At 46.5% G+C, this 16,715-nt stretch carries 15 protein-coding genes; 7 read left to right on the forward strand and 8 right to left on the reverse strand.

The window, feature by feature from the left end:
- Window positions 1-64: 64 nt before the first annotated feature.
- From FEN17_RS23335 to FEN17_RS23360, 6 genes are all read right to left on the reverse strand, one after another.
- Entirely contained in the window at window positions 65-253 is a 189-nt protein-coding gene (locus FEN17_RS23335; RefSeq protein ID WP_138367782.1) for a hypothetical protein, read from the reverse strand.
- A gap of 243 nt (window positions 254-496) precedes the next feature.
- On the reverse strand, window positions 497-886 hold the full coding sequence (locus FEN17_RS23340) for a response regulator (RefSeq protein WP_138367783.1): 390 nt from the start codon (window positions 884-886) through the stop codon (window positions 497-499).
- Between the two features lie 4 nt (window positions 887-890).
- The gene (locus FEN17_RS23345; RefSeq protein WP_138367784.1) at window positions 891-1,982 is read right to left on the reverse strand and encodes a sensor histidine kinase; all 1,092 of its coding nucleotides are present in this window, start codon (window positions 1,980-1,982) and stop codon (window positions 891-893) included.
- Entirely contained in the window at window positions 1,975-4,155 is a 2,181-nt protein-coding gene (locus FEN17_RS23350; protein WP_138367785.1) for a sensor histidine kinase, read from the reverse strand. The genes FEN17_RS23345 and FEN17_RS23350 overlap by 8 nt, the downstream gene beginning before the upstream one ends.
- Window positions 4,146-4,838, reverse strand: a complete 693-nt coding sequence (locus tag FEN17_RS23355) for a hypothetical protein (protein WP_138367786.1) — start codon at window positions 4,836-4,838, stop codon at window positions 4,146-4,148. Before FEN17_RS23355 ends, FEN17_RS23350 begins: the two co-directional genes overlap by 10 nt.
- Complete coding sequence (locus FEN17_RS23360) at window positions 4,839-7,130, reverse strand: Rv1355c family protein (RefSeq protein ID WP_138367787.1); 2,292 nt, start codon at window positions 7,128-7,130, stop codon at window positions 4,839-4,841.
- Window positions 7,131-7,514: 384 nt separating this feature from the next.
- Here FEN17_RS23360 and FEN17_RS23365 point away from each other — a divergent pair, with 384 nt between their 5' ends.
- A complete protein-coding gene (locus FEN17_RS23365; protein WP_138367788.1) occupies window positions 7,515-7,982 on the forward strand; it encodes a response regulator in 468 nt (155 codons plus the stop codon).
- A 6-nt stretch (window positions 7,983-7,988) separates the two neighbouring features.
- On the opposite strand, the gene FEN17_RS27345 is transcribed toward FEN17_RS23365, so the two are convergent.
- Window positions 7,989-8,153 carry a hypothetical protein gene (locus FEN17_RS27345; RefSeq protein ID WP_171037982.1) on the reverse strand — a complete coding sequence of 55 codons (165 nt, stop codon included), beginning with the start codon at window positions 8,151-8,153 and terminating at the stop codon, window positions 7,989-7,991.
- A 429-nt stretch (window positions 8,154-8,582) separates the two neighbouring features.
- Between FEN17_RS27345 and FEN17_RS23370 the strand changes: the two genes are divergently transcribed.
- Together FEN17_RS23370 and FEN17_RS23375 are read left to right on the forward strand one after the other, a co-directional pair.
- Complete coding sequence (locus FEN17_RS23370) at window positions 8,583-8,894, forward strand: MerR family transcriptional regulator (protein WP_138367789.1); 312 nt, start codon at window positions 8,583-8,585, stop codon at window positions 8,892-8,894.
- 21 nt (window positions 8,895-8,915) lie between these two features.
- The gene (locus FEN17_RS23375; RefSeq protein WP_138367790.1) at window positions 8,916-10,145 is read left to right on the forward strand and encodes a M20/M25/M40 family metallo-hydrolase; all 1,230 of its coding nucleotides are present in this window, start codon (window positions 8,916-8,918) and stop codon (window positions 10,143-10,145) included.
- Between the two features lie 2 nt (window positions 10,146-10,147).
- On the opposite strand, the gene FEN17_RS23380 is transcribed toward FEN17_RS23375, so the two are convergent.
- Window positions 10,148-10,657: a metallophosphoesterase family protein gene (locus FEN17_RS23380; protein WP_138367791.1), complete on the reverse strand. Its 510-nt coding sequence runs from the start codon at window positions 10,655-10,657 to the stop codon at window positions 10,148-10,150.
- A gap of 270 nt (window positions 10,658-10,927) precedes the next feature.
- On the opposite strand from FEN17_RS23380, the gene FEN17_RS23385 reads away from it, so the two are divergent.
- The 4 genes from FEN17_RS23385 (at window position 10,928) to FEN17_RS23400 (ending at window position 16,653) form a co-directional block, all read left to right on the forward strand.
- Window positions 10,928-13,732, forward strand: a complete 2,805-nt coding sequence (locus FEN17_RS23385; protein WP_138367792.1) for an outer membrane beta-barrel family protein — start codon at window positions 10,928-10,930, stop codon at window positions 13,730-13,732.
- A gap of 21 nt (window positions 13,733-13,753) precedes the next feature.
- Window positions 13,754-14,500 carry a GLPGLI family protein gene (locus FEN17_RS23390; protein WP_171037983.1) on the forward strand — a complete coding sequence of 249 codons (747 nt, stop codon included), beginning with the start codon at window positions 13,754-13,756 and terminating at the stop codon, window positions 14,498-14,500.
- Between the two features lie 205 nt (window positions 14,501-14,705).
- The gene (locus FEN17_RS23395) at window positions 14,706-15,593 is read left to right on the forward strand and encodes an OmpA family protein (RefSeq protein WP_138367793.1); all 888 of its coding nucleotides are present in this window, start codon (window positions 14,706-14,708) and stop codon (window positions 15,591-15,593) included.
- Between the two features lie 106 nt (window positions 15,594-15,699).
- Window positions 15,700-16,653 (forward strand): threonine ammonia-lyase, encoded by a 954-nt coding sequence (locus FEN17_RS23400; RefSeq protein ID WP_138367794.1) that lies wholly within the window; start codon window positions 15,700-15,702, stop codon window positions 16,651-16,653.
- Window positions 16,654-16,715 lie beyond the last annotated feature (62 nt).

Genomic DNA, 16,715 nt, shown 5'->3' on the forward strand with positions numbered 1-16,715 from the left:
TGCCGGAAGGTTAACTCCGGCAGTTTTGTATTTTGTCAAACGTTGAGCATTAAATGTCTTTTAGCTATCCCAGCACTTCTTTGCGCAGCTTGCTTCCCGGATTGAATTCATCTTTGATCCAGCGAACAAAGTTGTGTGAGTTAGTTTTGTAAATCTCCATAGATAAAGGTTTAATTCCACTGAACTCCACTTCTCTCACGTACTCTGCGTGCAATTTTAAAATCTCGGACAGGGTCTTGCTATCAGTTTTCATTAAATTTTAATTGTTAAGGTTTACAATGATTAGTACGCGAAACCAAAACAAACCTGTACCCAAACACCGTTTAGTTTTTTATATATTAAAAAAATTATATTTAAAAACGCTTATTTAATACAAAATAGGGGAAATATCTATACCCTGAGGTACGTTACCGGATTTGGACTAATCCAAGTGTTACAAAATAGGGCAAACTGTGGGAGTGGGACTCTGACGCCTGAAATGCGCCGGGAAGTGAAGTTAAATAGAAAGCTTTTTACGCAGAAAGTTGACTTCCAGAGGCTTGGGAAGGAGGTCGATAATGTGGGGGCTGGCCTTGGCCTTTTCAATGTCGCGGGTGTCGATCGTGGAGGAGAGCATGAAGATCCGGATCTTGTCTCTCAGATATTCGGGCAGGTGATCGTACTCTTCAATAAAATCAAAACCATTCATATCCGGCATCTGCAGGTCGAGTAAAATAATGACTTCAGGCAGGTCGGTACCGGCGCTGAGAATGTGCTTCAAGGCTTCTCTGGCGGAGTTGAATGTTTTTACGTTTTCTGTAATACCACTCTTTATCAAGAGCTTTTCGTAAATGAAAAGATCAAATGTGCTATCGTCAATCAGGTAGAAGTTGAGGAGAGGCTTCATGACGTTATTTAGCTATGGAAGGGATGTTGATTTCGAAAGTGCTTCCCTGTCCAATCTTCGAAGTGACGCTGATTTCGCCGCCCAGCTTCGAGATAGCTTCATGAACAATGTACAAGCCAATACCAGAGCCGCTGTTGGTGGCGCCTGCACGATAAAACATCTTGAATATTTTATCCAGATCGGATTCCTTGATACCCGACCCGTTATCGGCAATGGTGATGCGTGCGTGTGAAGGTGTAGACTTCACAGTAAGGTGCACAAACGGTTCGGGTTTGGATTTATCCTGGAATTTGATCGCATTATTGATCAGGTTATTGAAGATAATGCGCAGCTTCATCACGTCGGAGTGAAAAACACCTGCCTGGTCGATATCCGTCGTCATTTTAAGGTTACCATACTCCGGTAGGTACTGGATCGTAGCCTGAACTTCGGTGACCAATTCTTCAAAACTGATCTCCGTCACTACCGGTACGCCCCGCGCATTTTTATAATAATCAATAATGTTGATGATGAATGTATCCAGCTTCTTCACCGACTGCCGGATCAGTTCCAGGTATTCATTCTGCGATTTTACATCCTCTTCCAGCAAGGCCAGGTTTACAATGCCCAGCACCGACATCAAGGGCGCCCGCAAATCGTGGGATGCGCTGTAAACAAATTTGTCCAGTTCTTCATTGGCCTTTTGCAGCTCAATGTTCCGCATTTTCAGGTCTTCGCGGGTTTTGTAAATCTCGTAAGCATGTGCGATGGCAGTCTCGACGTACTTGTAATCCCAGGGTTTGTCAATGAACCTGAAAACTTCACCTTTGTTGATCGCATCGATGGCGGCGCCGATGTCGGTGTGCCCTGTAATGAGTATACGGATTGGTTTGGGATGCTTGGTCCTGATTTTTTCAAAAAACTGCACGCCTGTCATGATAGGCATTCGCTGGTCTGCCAGAATGATGCAGAAATCCTTCGTTTCCATGATGAGCTCCGCTTCCACGACAGAAGAGGTGATCGTAATATCGTACTGTTTCCGAAAAGAGGCCTTAAACGAATGTAGGTTATGCTCCTCGTCGTCGATATATAGAATGGTTATTGCTTTATCACTCATTGAAATTAGGGATAGGGCGTACTTTTTTCTTGACCGGCAGCGTAATTAAAAATTCTGTACCCTGCCCAACTTCCGTATTTACCTGAATATTTCCGCTGTGAACTTCGATAATTTTGAAGACAATTGAAAGACCCAGCCCGGTACCATCCCCAACCTGCTTGGTGGTAAAAAACGGTTCGAAAATCTTAGCCCGGACCTCCGGAGGCATCCCAGGACCGTTGTCGCGCATGGAAATGGCGATATGCTCCGGATCTTTCAACCAGGTCTTCACCCAAATCGTAGGTTCTTTTGTTTCAAATTTTTCTTTTAACAGTGCATAAATTGCATTTGTAAGAATGTTCATGAATACCTGATTGAGCTTTCCGGCGTAACATTCAATGCTCGGAATGTTCCCAAGGTCTTTCACCAGCCTGATCGCATTCCCCATCTGGTAGTTGAGGATGATCAATGTTGACTCGATACCCTCATTGATATTGACCAGGTTCAGGTCGGTTTCATCCACGCGGGAGAAGATTTTGAGACCCTTCACAATCTCCACAGTACGCTGGGCGCCGTCTTCGATCCCTTTTAATAAAGTATCGAGCTCGGTTTTAATGTAGTCCAGGTCGAGCTCTTCTTTTAAAGCTTCTACCTCGCTGATTTTTTTCTGGACCGTTTCCACCGAAGTCACTTCCTGGATCTCACCATAGCTGTCCAGGATTTCCAGCACATCGTCGATATCCCGTCTCAGCGGCCTGATGTTGGAGCTTACAAAGTTGATCGGGTTATTGATTTCGTGCGCGATACCGGCCGTCAGCTGACCCAGCGAGGCCATTTTCTCCGAGTCGAGCAGCTGGGTTTGGGCATCTTTCAGCTGTATCATTGCCTGATTGAGCTCGGTATTGGCAAATTGGAGCTCGGCAGTTCTTTCGTTGACACTTTTTTCCAGGAAGGCATTTTGTTCCAGGATCATTTTCTCGTTTTCCAGCGATACACGCAGTGCCTGCGCCTGGGAAACTTCTTTTTCTTTCTTTAAAATATTAATCTTATCGGCCAGTGCAAATGACAGCAGGATCACTTCGATGGTGGCGCCTACCTGCTGGGTGTAATTCGTGAATGTGTTGTAAGGCAGAATGTTAAGGTTGCGGAGTGTGTAAAGTACGATCCCGATCAGGAACATTGTCCAGGCGACGAGATAGAATTTGGCCGGGCGGTAATCTTGCAAAGAAAGCTGTATCGCGACCACCAGAACAAGCAGGGAAGCCGAAACGCCCGTCACGTCGATGATGCGGTAGCTGAGACGGAGCATACCCAGTACCGTAAAAAGGATGGCAAATCCGTATGAAATGAAAATCAGGTTTAGAATTTTATGAATCGCTGGCGAATTGACCTTGCTGTGCAGGAAATTCTGCATAAAAAGTACGGCAAAGCTGCCTGCGAAGCAGGGGAAAATCCGGATCGCGTAAACATTGAATCCCGGCACGTCGGGCCAGAGGTATTTAAATGTGTAACCCATGATGGTGGTCTGGGTCAGCCCGATAAATAAAATGTAGAGAACGTAGTAGAGATAACTTTTTTCCCGGATCGAGAAGTACAGAAAGAAATTGTAAAGCATCATCACCGTCAGAATGCCCATCTGGATCCCGGCGATGACTTCGTTGGTGGTAGCGAACTGGAAAAACGCCATTTCGCTGCGGACGATCAGCGGCAGCACCATTTGCTCGCTGCCCAGGATTTTCAGGTAAAAAGTTCTGGATTGGCCAGGCTCGATTTCCAGCTTGAAAACCGTGTTCTGGTGCTGTACTTCGCGGACGGAAAAGGGTTGTGTCAGAAAAACGGATTTTTGCCAGACCTTTCCGTTTTCGTCACTGTAAATGGTGCAGGAATCGATGCGTGCATTGGCGAGTTCCAGGAAGATTATCGGATCGCGGAATTCATTTTTGAGGGTAAATTTGATCCAGAATGCTGAATTGCTCAGACCGAAATTGGGTGTTGGCTCATGGTTGGGGACAAAGCTGCGTGAAGCTTTGACTTGCTGATAAGTCATCGTTTTGGCCGAATCTTCCAGGATTTCCACATACTGCCCGATCGAAATGTCGCCACCCCGAAAAACAACTTCGCTCGCCTCGGCAGTTATTCCCGAAATCAGGCAAGTTAAAAGCAGAAAAAGTAGTCTGTAGAATTTTATAACCATCTGGCAATATCATAAATGATTGTTAACTCCCCCCTTCGCCCGTTTTCAATCACCGTTTGACTTGGATTCTCTCTCAGGCTGAATATTTTGGCCCTTTCTTCATCTGTTGCGACAGGCAGGTTTACCAAATCCCTGGCAATAAGTGAAGTAGCTATCAATCCTTCTTTTGGATAATAAAATGTTCCGTTGTTGCCCAGGTCGCGGAGAATCTCAAAACCAATGCGCTCACTCATCAAAAGTGTGATCGGGGAGCAGAGTGCCATCAGGTATTTGATCCCAACCAAGCCCGACACAGCCATCGCGATCCGACATAAGTACAGGCTTCCGATGCCGTATCCGGCTACTTCCTTTGAATTAAAGAGTCCGCAAAATTCTGCCACATTATAATCGCCGATCGCATCCACGTAACTGTAAATCTTCTTGTCGATCTTGGCGATGGCGTCTTCCATCGGCATTTTCAGGTTCGGGGAGCGCACTTGCACGCGGGTACCTCCGTAAATTTTACTGCCATCCTCCGACTCTACGATCAGCACGTATGTGTTAGGGTCTTCAAGCCAGTTGTGTTTTGTCGAGGTAACTTGTTTGATCCCATAAGCTTCCAACACTTTCCGGTGACCTTCGGCATATCTCAGACTAGTCTCAATGTCATCCGACGCGCGGTATCCTTTAATACGAGCTACCATTTATATTTTGGGGTTTACTATACAAAGTGTTTCTTCCAGCGGCAACCGGTAGCTCTTAATTTCAGGCTTCGGCGCGCGGGCGATTTTAAAAAGGAACACTTCTGCCATATCATCTTCAAAAGGAACAATCCCGAGAAATCTTTTCCGCAATGCTTCCAGCCTGGTTACTTCGGTATCGTCCAGGCCAGCATTATGGCCGTGGGTAATTCTTGGAAAAAGGTAAAACGGGGAGATTTGCGGATGAACAGCGTACCCGAGTGCTTCCGCTTTCAGCCAGAGACGTTCCATGGACATACCGCCCCTGAAAAAATCGAGGTAAGAATATTTCGGCATGGTGATCATTCCAATGCCAGATGCCGCTTCCATGGATTTCCGGGAAACTTCCACCAGCGCGCTGGCCCCGTCAATACTTCTCAGTGCATTGATTATTTCTTCGTCCTTAATGATAGATAGCGCCGCCATCTGCGAGCCGTCCATGCCGAGCGTGCGGACGTCGATCCCGTCTTTATCCTGCTCCGCCTGAGCCGGCGTCCATTTCATTTCCCGATATACAAAGTCGTGGTGGCCGATGGGGTTCAGCAGCCTTACGCGGTCACATTCCCCGATGATCTCGGCAATGTCCAGCATTTTTTCTTTTTCAAAAAAATAAAACTGTGCACCCTCGACACTTTCGGCCGCTATTCTCAGACTTTCGATTTCCTCTGCAGGAATATGTACAGCCTGTGAGGGTTCGCGGTTTGTGCAGCGCTCTGCAATGTGGGCTACCAGTCCCGGATCGTGTACTTCTTCGGTATCAATCCCTGATTCATGGGGGAAAAATGCAATGCTGGCAATGAGGATAGAATCGGTGCCCAGCGGAAAGAAATCGGCTTTGACCGAGAATCCTGCCTCGCGGCTTTTCAGCACGAGGTTTTCATACGCCGCCCCGAAAGAAAGATTTGAGGCGATCTGGTCAAAGTCGCCGAAAGAGTAGGAGCGGAACCGGTCGTGAAAAAGATATAATGTATTATTCTGATAAAGCCACTTCCAGGGTTGGTCATTTCCGGTGGAAGGGGCGAGGTTGGCGGCAGTGATAATATCCTGTAATGTTGCCGGGTCAATGTGGAAGTCGTGATTGGAAGGAAGCGTGGCAGCGATTTGTTTTGCTTCTTCAAAATCAAAAGGCAGGTAGGGATTTTCGGGTACATTGGAAGCCGCCGGGGGAGCATTATTTCCTACAATGGTTTCAAGATCAACATAATACCGGCCCGACCCTGTAAACTGTCCCAGCAGCATCCTGCGGCAAACATCCGTGACCACGCCGCCACCCAATGTCACCGCGCTCGCCAGTTGCGGCCAGGTACTGATGGTCTGCCCAATTTCCACCAGCGATACTTTTCCCCGCCGGGAAACATTTTTGGTATCAATGATTTTCATCACCATCGACAATTTCTGTTGGTCGTTCAGCCCCTCAAACTGTTCTACGGGGATGCCTTTCAGCAGCCCGTGCAAAATCGGTCTTTCGTGCTCGATATCGAACCGCTCCACATCCAGCATGCCCCTGTCGCTTGTTTCCATCACCACCGGTATCTGATAGCTCGCCGCCATAATCCGGCAGCCGATTTTGATCCCAATTTCATCACACTCGTCAATCAGAATGTCAAGCTTTCCGCCTTCAAGGAGGAACTGGGACATGTTTTCCTTTGTAATGCCGTCGGTATAGCATTCAATGTCAATGAAAGGATCGATCTCGGCAATCTCCCGGGCAGTGACAATGCATTTATTGACGCCAATATTATGTATGCCGGTTTTAATCCGGTTCAGGTTGCTGAGCTCAATGGTATCGAAATCGGCCAGTTTGAGCTTTCCGCAGGTCCTTTCTGTCGCCAGACTGACCGCTACGGCATGGCCGACCGAAAGGCCGATAATGCCTATTTTTCTTTGTTGTAAAGTTTTTTGTTCTGTGGGCGTGATCTTGTACTGATTGCGACTGGTCCGGAGCTCGATGAACTCCTCTTCGTCTATCATGTGGATCAGCCGGCCCGACCAGGGGTAGTAAATCCAGGTGCCCTCGGTCTCCGGAGAGCGGTCGCCGAGCCATTGTTGATAGCGATTTTCAATCTCGTCGTTTTTCAGACGTTTCTTAGGGTTCCGTATCCGGATCAGCTCTTTTTTCTGCGAAGCGAACAGATCGAGGACAATTTTATCCCGGTATTTCTCAATAAATGAATCGAAGTTTTGCTTGTTCGTGTACTGATCTTTTTGGATAAAAACTGGTTTGTAACTGTTGCTAATGCTTGCCTCCTGATACATTTTCAAATTATTGTGGGTCCGGTTCTTAGTGGAATATAAGGCCTTTTCAACCTGCGCCCCGGATCAATGAATAAATTTACCTCCGACCGGCGATTGCATATTTTGAATGTCGTATATTCACAGATGATACTTCACTGAATAATTACACAAATTGCTGAATTTATTTTTGTAAAACTAACCACTGGTTAATTGGCGGACAAAATATTTGGACGATTCCGGGGAAATTTTACTTATTAGCAGACAGTTGCGATTGAGCCTCTGTCAATTTGTAAAAAGGTTACTCGTTGTTGGTGTGAATATAGAATTATTATTATAATATTATCAATTAGTTCGGATAATATCATAACTTGGATACCGCCTCCTGGTATAAGATTTTTTTAGAAAATGGAAAGTAAAGGGAAAATTAGCGTGCTGTATGTGGATGACGAAATCAACAATCTTAACTCATTCAAGGCCGCTTTCCGGAGAGATTTTAACATTTTGATCGCCACCTCCGGGCGGGAAGGACTGGAACTCCTGAAGCACAATGTGGTGCACGTAATTATAACAGATCAAAGAATGCCCGAAATGACGGGCGTTGATTTTCTGATTGAAGTTTTGAAGGAATACACAGACCCTGTGCGTATTCTGCTAACCGGCTATACCGACATTACTGCGGTAATTGACGCCGTCAACAAAGGTCATATCTACTACTACCTCAACAAGCCATGGGACGAGGCGCAGCTGCGGATCATTATTAAAAATGCTTACGAGATTTTTCATCTCCGCGAGGAAAACCGGGAGCTGATCGAAAAGCTGATGGACGTGAATGGTCAGCTTGAATTTTTGTTGAGACAGAACCTGCTGTCTTAGAAGTTGTTACCTCCGTCTGAAAAGCATCAATGTACGCTGCCCAATTGTGGGAGCAACACCTTTTACCAGGTAAAGTACAATTGAAAATGCCGAGGTAATTGCGACCGCCAGGAACAGTATCGCTGCGAAGAGCAGGTTGCTAATGGCTTTTAAGAAAATGATGACATCCATAACATTAAATATTGGTGTGTTCATCCGGTTTTAATAAAATCGTACCAGAAGTGCTGATTCAGTACTTGTAAAGTTGCTGCGTCTCCGCTGGTATCGTTTTTGTGATTTTGGATTAAACCCGTTTTCGTTCGGGCAATCACTTTCAATCCAAAGGATCATGAAAAAAATCATTGCAATAGGCGTCATCACTGGTATCACCGTTTTTGTGTTTTTTAATCTGCTGATCGACGACCTGGAATCACGAAGAATCAGCTAAAAAAGTATCCGCCCCGGACATCGAAAAAATGAGTCCGGGGTTATTTTTTGTCTTACCACCTGAACCACCGGAATGTCGATTCTGCCCGTTTTGGTGCAAGGAATCAAAAATTCGGCGGAGGACGGACTTTAACGGAAGTGCTGACTATCTTTGTAAGAACGCTTCTGAATAATATGGAATCCAAAACGAAACTTTATTACGACACCAACGAAGTTGCCGAACTGGTTGGCTGTGAGCCATCCGCGCTGCGTTTTTGGGAAAAGAAATTTCCGCAGCTAAGCCCGAAGCGGGACGCGCGCAACCGCAGAAGATATACCGAAAGAGACATTGAAATTGTCAAGAAAATCATGCACCAGCGTGATAAACAGGGGCGTACACTCAAAGGTACGCGCGAGCAGCTCCGACGGAAGGAAGAAGCGCAGCTGCTGATCCAGCGGCTACTTCGCGTCCGAAAATTTCTGGTTGAGATCCAGGAAAAATTGTAGTATCCCTCCAAATTTCAAATCATGAAAAAAATATTTTTAGCCGCTACCCTGGTAGCAACTTCTGTGTCTGCCTTTTCTCAGAATTTCCAGCCGCCGCTAATTCGCCAGCACATTGAATTTCTGGCTTCTGATGAATTGGAGGGGCGCGGTACCGCAAGTCTCGGTGAGATCAGGGCGGCCAACTACATTGCCGATATTTTCCAGAAGCTGGGTTTAAAGCCCTATGGCACAGGCGGCAGCTATTTTCAGCCTTTTGAAACGTCCATCGCCATCGAGGGCAAGGCGCATGAGCTGACAGGCAGGAATGTGATTGGTTTTCTGGATAATGGCGCGGCGAAGACGATCGTGGTGGGCGCACATTATGACCATTTGGGCCGCGGTTTTCAGGGTAGCTCGCTTTCTCCGGATAGTAAGGGTAAAATCCACAACGGTGCTGACGACAATGCTTCGGGTACCACCGGCGTACTGGAACTGGCGAAATATTTTGTGGAAAATGACGTAAAGGAAAAGCATAACTACCTCTTTATCACATTCTCAGGCGAAGAGCTGGGTTTGATCGGCTCCAAACATTTTACCGAAAAACCAACATTACCGCTGACCAACATTGCCGCGATGGTCAACATGGATATGATCGGCAGGCTGGATGATAACAAGGGGATTATCGTGTCGGGGTGGGGGACAAGCCCGGCTTGGGGGAAGCTGATACCCGCGCTGGCGAAGTCGCAAAACCTGAAATATACCGTCGATTCGTCCGGTACCGGCGCTTCGGACCATACTTCGTTTTATTTAAAGAACATTCCGGTCGTGCAGTTTTTTACAGGTACCCACAGCGATTATCATAAAATTTCCGACGATGCCGACAAGATCAATGTGGATGGCGAAGCGCGGATTTTGAATGTGATTGCGGGACTTTTGCAAAACCTGGACAAAGAAAAATCCGACCCCGAATTTATTGCCACGACCAGCAACCCGCATGATGGCACCACGACCAGTAATTTCAAGGTAACCCTGGGTGTGATGCCCGATTACAGCTATTCAGGAAAAGGATTGAGGATTGACGGCGTGTCGAAAGCGCGGCCGGCAGATAAGGCTGGTATCCTGGTGGGTGATATTATCACCAAACTGGGCGGCGCCGAAATCGGCACGATTTACGATTATATGGACATTCTGAGCAAGCACGAAAAAGGGCAGGAAGTGGAGGCAGTGCTGCTGCGCGGGAAAGAAGTCAAAAAAGTAAAAGTCACATTCTGATCTTAGCTGATCGCCCCTCTTTTACCGAGCTCGATCACTTCCATCTGGCTGATAATGCCTTCGTGGAGATTGAACCGCAGCAATGTGCGGAATTTGTGAAATCCTTCCCGGCCAGCCGCGCCGGGGTTAATATAGAGCATATTATTCAGTGCCGGATCGCGGATAACCCTCAGGATATGAGAATGTCCGCAGATAAATAAATCGGGTGCACCGGCACGCAGGCCCGGCATTACTTGCGGATTATACCGCGGCGGCGCACCACCAATGTGCGTCATCCATACCTGAAATCCTTCAATTTCGAAGTGCAGATTTTCCTGCGTTCGCGCCCGGATTTCGGCATTATCAATATTCCCGAAAACGATCCGAGTTGGTTTAAAACTTTCGAGCTGCTCAACAATTTTAATGGAGCCCAAGTCACCCGCGTGCCACACTTCGTCACAATTTGCGAAATGGTTAAATGTCCGCTCGTCCAAATATCCGTGTGTGTCTGATATCAATCCAATTGTCTTCATCAATGCAATTTTATTCGGGCCTTTTTGGCTTCACTAAACTATTATTTTACCGCAAAATAAATAATAAAAATTTTATGCTACTAAAAGTAACTTATATATAATAAACTTTCATCTTTGCAGTTGTCCTCTTAATTAAAGTTAAATTTTTCTGGCAAGCGTCTAAAACTGCCTTTTAACTAAAATTTTAGTTGTAAAGTTGTTTTGGTTTTGATATAATTGCAAAGAGTATTTCAACAGTTACAAACCTCTCACCTAAATCTTCTGTTAGCCTTGAAAAAAATCTTACTTCTGTTCTTTTTATGTCTTTCTGTTTTGGCTGCCAAGGCGCAGACCAGCGGGAGATTTACGTTAAAAGGTATCGTGGGCGACTCGTCCGGAACGATTCTGCCCGAGGCGACCGTCATGTTGCTGTTGCCCAAAGATTCGTCCCTCGTAAACTTTGGCAGGGCCGGGAAGGACGGCGCATTTGAACTAAAAAGTTTGAAAAGAGGCACCTACATTTTCAAAATTTCTTACGTGGGATTTATTCCCTACCAGGAAATCGTGACTTCGAAAGACCAGGACGTGGTGGATTTAGGGAAAATCCAGATGAAAGTGCTTCAAAAGGAGTTGTATGAGGTGGTCATCAAAACGGCGCGGGCGCCCCTGAGCATTCGTGGCGATACGGTGGAGTTTGATGCAAAAGCATTTAAAGTACCGCCAGGATCAACCGTGGAGGATTTGCTGCGCAAGCTGCCAGGTGTGCAGGTGGATGGCGACGGCAACATTCGGGCGCAAGGCGAAGAGATCAAACGTGTAACCGTCGACGGTAAGCGGTTTTTTGGCGACGATCCGAAAATGGCCACCAAAAATCTTCCTGCCGAAGCAATCAATAAAGTGCAGGTTTTTAATGGTAAAACCGAGCAGGCCAAGGCCACCGGTATCGACGACGGCAAGCGTGAAAAAACCTTGAACCTGGAATTGAAAGACAGCCATAAAAAAGGTGGTTTTGGAAAAGCAGTCGCAGGGGTAGGTACCGACTCGCGGCTGGAAGGAAAGGTGAGCTACAACCGTTTTAATGACAAGCAGCAGTTTGCGTTACTCGGTTTTGGAAACAATACCAACCAGTCGGGGATTGCCAGAAATGATTATCAGGATTTCAAAGGCAGCCAGTCTTTCAACTGGGACGACGGCGATTTTGGGTTTAACAGCGGCCGGTACTATGGCGGCGATGAACTTACGATCCAGCCGAACTGGGGCGGCGGGGGCGCAGAAGGGTTTACCAAAAACTGGGCTGGCGGCGCCAATTACAACTACGATACGAAAAAAACGAAACTCAGCACCAGCTATTTTTACAGCCAGACCGACTCCCGGCTGGATGTCAAGTCGAGCACGCAAAATTTCCTTTCCAACGAATCTTACCAGACGCGCGACAACAATAATACCCATGGCTTCACCGGCAACCACCGCCCAGCACTGCGTTTTGAGAAGGAAATCGATTCGCTGAACAGCATTGTGCTTATCAGTAACACAAGGATCAATCTGGGCGATACCAAGTATGAAAGTCAGCAGGCCTCGTTCCGGGATGAAAGCCAGCCTACCAACCAGTCGACGGTGAACAATGTGAGCGATTACAATTCCTTTGCAATGGCTAATCTGCTGATGTACCGGCACAAATCAGGCAAAAAGAAGGGACGGAACTTCGCGGCGAGTGTGAGCTACAACATTAACAATGCGGACGAGGACAAACATTTGAATTCCATCAACGTGTTTTCGCAGGATTCGGCCCGGAACAGCGTGATCAACCAGCTCAACCAAACCGAAAGTACGCGCGGCAACTTCAAGGGCAGCTTGTCATTTGTGGAACCGATTGCGAAAAAATTCACCTGGGAAACTTTCTATAATTACAGTCTTCGCAAGGACAAGGTGGACCGCGATGTGTTCGACCTCGAAGATAATGTGCAGAAAGTAAACACTTTTCTGACACGCTACTATTCCAATGATTTCACCTACAACCGTCTGGGGACAAGTGTCCGCTACTCAGCCAACGGTTTGAACCTGTCAGTCGGGGTGGCGGGAATGCAGTTTGACCTGAAAGGAAAGTTTGCAACAGATCCGACCAATAGTAAATTCACGAATATCAACCGCACGTTTTTCAGCCTGGTGCCTAATGTTAGTTTGAATTACAGCCTGAAAAACAACCGCTATCTGTATGCAGAATATGGCCTGTCGGTGCGCGAGCCATCGATTACCGACTTGCAGCCGATTGTGGACAACAGTAACCCGCTTTACATTACCGAAGGAAATCCGGATTTACTGCCTGCCTCTACGCACAATTTCTATGCAGGTTATCAAATGTTCAATCCGGCTTCATTTACAAGCATTTACGGTAATATTTATTACAATTACAACGTAAATCAGATCGTTTACAACCGGTCGATCAACACGGAAACGCTGATTACTACCACCAAGCCGATGAATGTTTCGGGCAGTAACAGTTATGGTACCTATATAGGTTTCGGGTTTCCGATTGTGAAAACGAAGCTGACAGTCGGCGGTAATGTGGGCCTGAATTTCAGCAACAGCATTGCCTATGTGAATGAGGTCAAAAACGAAACGGATACCAAAGGCTACAACTTCGGGCCGCGGCTCGACTTTACGCCTAGCGATGTATTTACCCTCTACGCATCAGCCAACTGGAACATTAGCGATACGAAATACTCTATCAATACGAGCCAAAACCAGAAGATCATAAACACCAACTATTCGGCGGATATGAACATTAAAGGCCCGAAAGAGGTGTTTTTCAATGCACGCCTGAATTACCGCGGTTATAAAAACGACCAGTTTGGCTTTAACCAGAAGCAGCCGATTTTGAACCTGTCGCTTTATAAGCTGATCCTGAAAAACAAAAAAGGAGAAATCCGCGTGACGGCTTACGATGTATTCAAGAAAAACCTGGGGGTTTCTCAATTTGTCAGCCAAAACTTTTATACCGAGCGGCGCGTAGCCACATTAGCGCGATATTTCATGCTGACGTTTACTTACAATATGCGGGGAATGTCGGCCTCAGTAAAACGTCCAGGCGGTTTTTAATCAATTATAAATCACATTCAAATGAGAATTATCAAGATATTCATATTGATCTGCATAGCCAGCCTGCCGTCGATGGCGCAGCAGCTGGAAGGGGAGGTGACATACGAGCGGGTTTTTCACTGGGCTAAAATTTATTCCCGGCTGACCTACCTGAGCAACGAGGAAAAGGACCGCATCAAGCAGACCTGGGGCAATGATGATGAGTACAAGGAAAAAATGGTCTTGCTCTTCAACGAAAAGCAAACTTTTTACACTTATAAAAAGAAGGAAGAGAACGAAGGCGGATATTCCTGGAACCGGGAGGAGTATAAAATTTACCGGAACCTGGAAAAGGAAACAAAAACCGACATTATGGAAATGCTCGGAAAGGTACACATTGTAGAAGATTCGCTGAAAGCGCCCAACTGGAAGGTGATGAACAAAATCAAGGAAGTGGCGGGGCATATGTGCATGATGGCGGTGACCGAGGACACGATCAAAGGCCAGAAGATCACGGCCTGGTTTGCCAATGACATTGCGCTGTCTGCCGGTCCGGAATTGTACTCAGGCTTGCCGGGGATGATCCTCGAACTGGAAGTGAATGATGGGGAGATCACGGTGACTGCGCAGGAGGTGAAAATGAGGCCGGTAGCTGCCGCCGAATTGGAGCTTCCCAAAAAAGTTAAAGGTAAAAAAATCGATAACAAGCAATATGCAACTTTGGTGACGGCGCATATCCGGGACAGTATCAAAGCCCACCGAAACCCATTCTGGGCGCTGCCGTATTAGAATTAAAGGTAAGCAGAAGCGAATCCTTCTATTATCCGCAAAAAGGGAAATTGTCATCGACAGTTTCCCTTTTTTTGTACCTTTGCGACTTGAACAGCCTTTTGGACTATTTTTAGTCAGTTGGCAAGATATTTTTACTACTCATGTAATTGTTCCATTATTAACTTAACAGTGTTTAACTATTTTAAATAACCCTTTTGTAATTATGAAAAATACCATTTTAGCCGTTGCAATGCTTTTTGTGTTGGGTTCCTGCGCAAGCAAGAAGAAATTGCTGACTGCTCAGAAACAGGCGAACGAAATCCAGATCCAGTTGGATAAAGCAAGAGCCGATTTGAACGATTGTGATAGCAGAACTGCTAGTTTAAATAATGATCTGAAAGCAAAAAATGACGAGCTGACCAGCAAAAACAGCAAAATGAAAGAGCTGGAAGATCAGATCGAGTTTCTGAAAAAGAACAACAACAACCTGCTGGACAGAATGTCTGACCTTTCGGTGATCAGCAAGGAAGGTTCTGAAAGCATTAAAAAATCATTGGCTATGATGGACGCCCAGGGTACGCAGATCCGCGACCTGAATTCCAGTATCCAGAAAAAGGATTCTTTGAATATGGCGCTGGTTCTCAACCTGAAACGTTCGCTGGCTGACGTTAGTGATGAAGATGTTCAGATTGAAGTGAAAAAAGGCGTGGTATATGTATCCCTGTCTGACAAAATGCTCTTCAAATCAGGTAGTTCTATGATCAACTCTGCTGCTGAAACTGTATTGAGCAAAGTGGCTAAGATCCTGAATGATTACAAAGAAATTGAAATTTTGATCGAAGGTCACACGGATAATGTACCTATCGCGACAGATAAAATTACGGATAACTGGGACCTGAGCGTATTGCGTGCGACATCTGTTGCGCGTACCCTTCAAAAGAAATATGGTGTTGAGCCGGTTCGTATGATTGCTGGTGGCCGTGGCGAATATCTACCCAAAGTGGCAAACGATTCGGCACCTAACCGCAGCCTGAACCGTCGTACCGAGATCATCATTACGCCGAAATTGGATCAGTTCTTCAACCTTTACACGCCTAACGCAGGTAAATAAGGTTTAGATACATCAAGTGAAAAACGGGTGTTCCTAATCGGGGCACCCGTTTTTTTGCGCCGGAGAGGATACACATTATATTTGCACCATCTCAAAATATCCGCCAATGTCAGCAGGAATACCGACCAAAGAATCCATCGAAGCGGCCCACAAATTGGTGATGCCCTACATTCACCGCACGCCGGTGATGACCTCCCAATTTCTGGATAACCTCTGCAGCGCGAAGCTTTTTTTTAAATGTGAGAACTTGCAAAAGATCGGCGCATTCAAAGCCCGCGGCGGATTGAATGCGATACTTTCACTTTCGGAGGAGCAGCTGAAAAACGGAATCACGACACATTCTTCGGGTAATCATGCGCAGGCGGTGGCTTTCGCGGCGGCGATGGTGGGGGCCAAAGCGTACATTGTGATGCCGGAGAACTCGCCGCTGGTGAAAATCAATGCGGTGAAAGGTTATGGCGCGGAGATTACTTTTTGCAAAAATACGCCTGAGGAACGCGAAAGGACAGTGCAGGAAATCATTCGGGAAACCGGCGCAACATTCATTCATCCATTCAATAATTATGAGGTAATAACCGGCCAGGCGACGGCCGCCAAGGAACTGATTGAAGACGTGGCCGAACCACTGGACGCGATCATTGCTCCGGTGGGAGGCGGTGGCTTGCTGAGCGGGACAGCATTGTCGGCACACTATTTTTCACCCGGTACCAAAGTGTATGCCGGCGAGCCGGAAGGTGCGGCGGATGCGGTGTTGTCGTTTAGAAGCGACAAAATAGAGAAAGCGCCCTACGTGAACACCATTGCCGATGGCCTGCTGACTTACCTGGGCGATAAGACTTTTCCGATTATCAAAACGTATGTGACTGATATCCTGACCGTTTCCGATGAAGAGATTATCGCAGCGATGAGATATTTATGGGAAAGAATGAAGCTCGTGGTGGAACCTTCAGGAGCCGTTTCGCTGGCGGCGATTTTAAAAAACAAGGAGCAGTTTCAAGGTCAGAAAATCGGGATTATTATCACCGGCGGGAATGTGGACCTGGGGAAGCTGCCTTTTTGAAATAGCCTAAACACAAGTAGAAACGGCACATTGTCGAATTTTCATTACAGTAAATACGCGCA

The sequence above is a fragment of the Dyadobacter luticola genome (assembly GCF_005860805.1).
GTDB lineage: Bacteria > Bacteroidota > Bacteroidia > Cytophagales > Spirosomataceae > Dyadobacter > Dyadobacter luticola.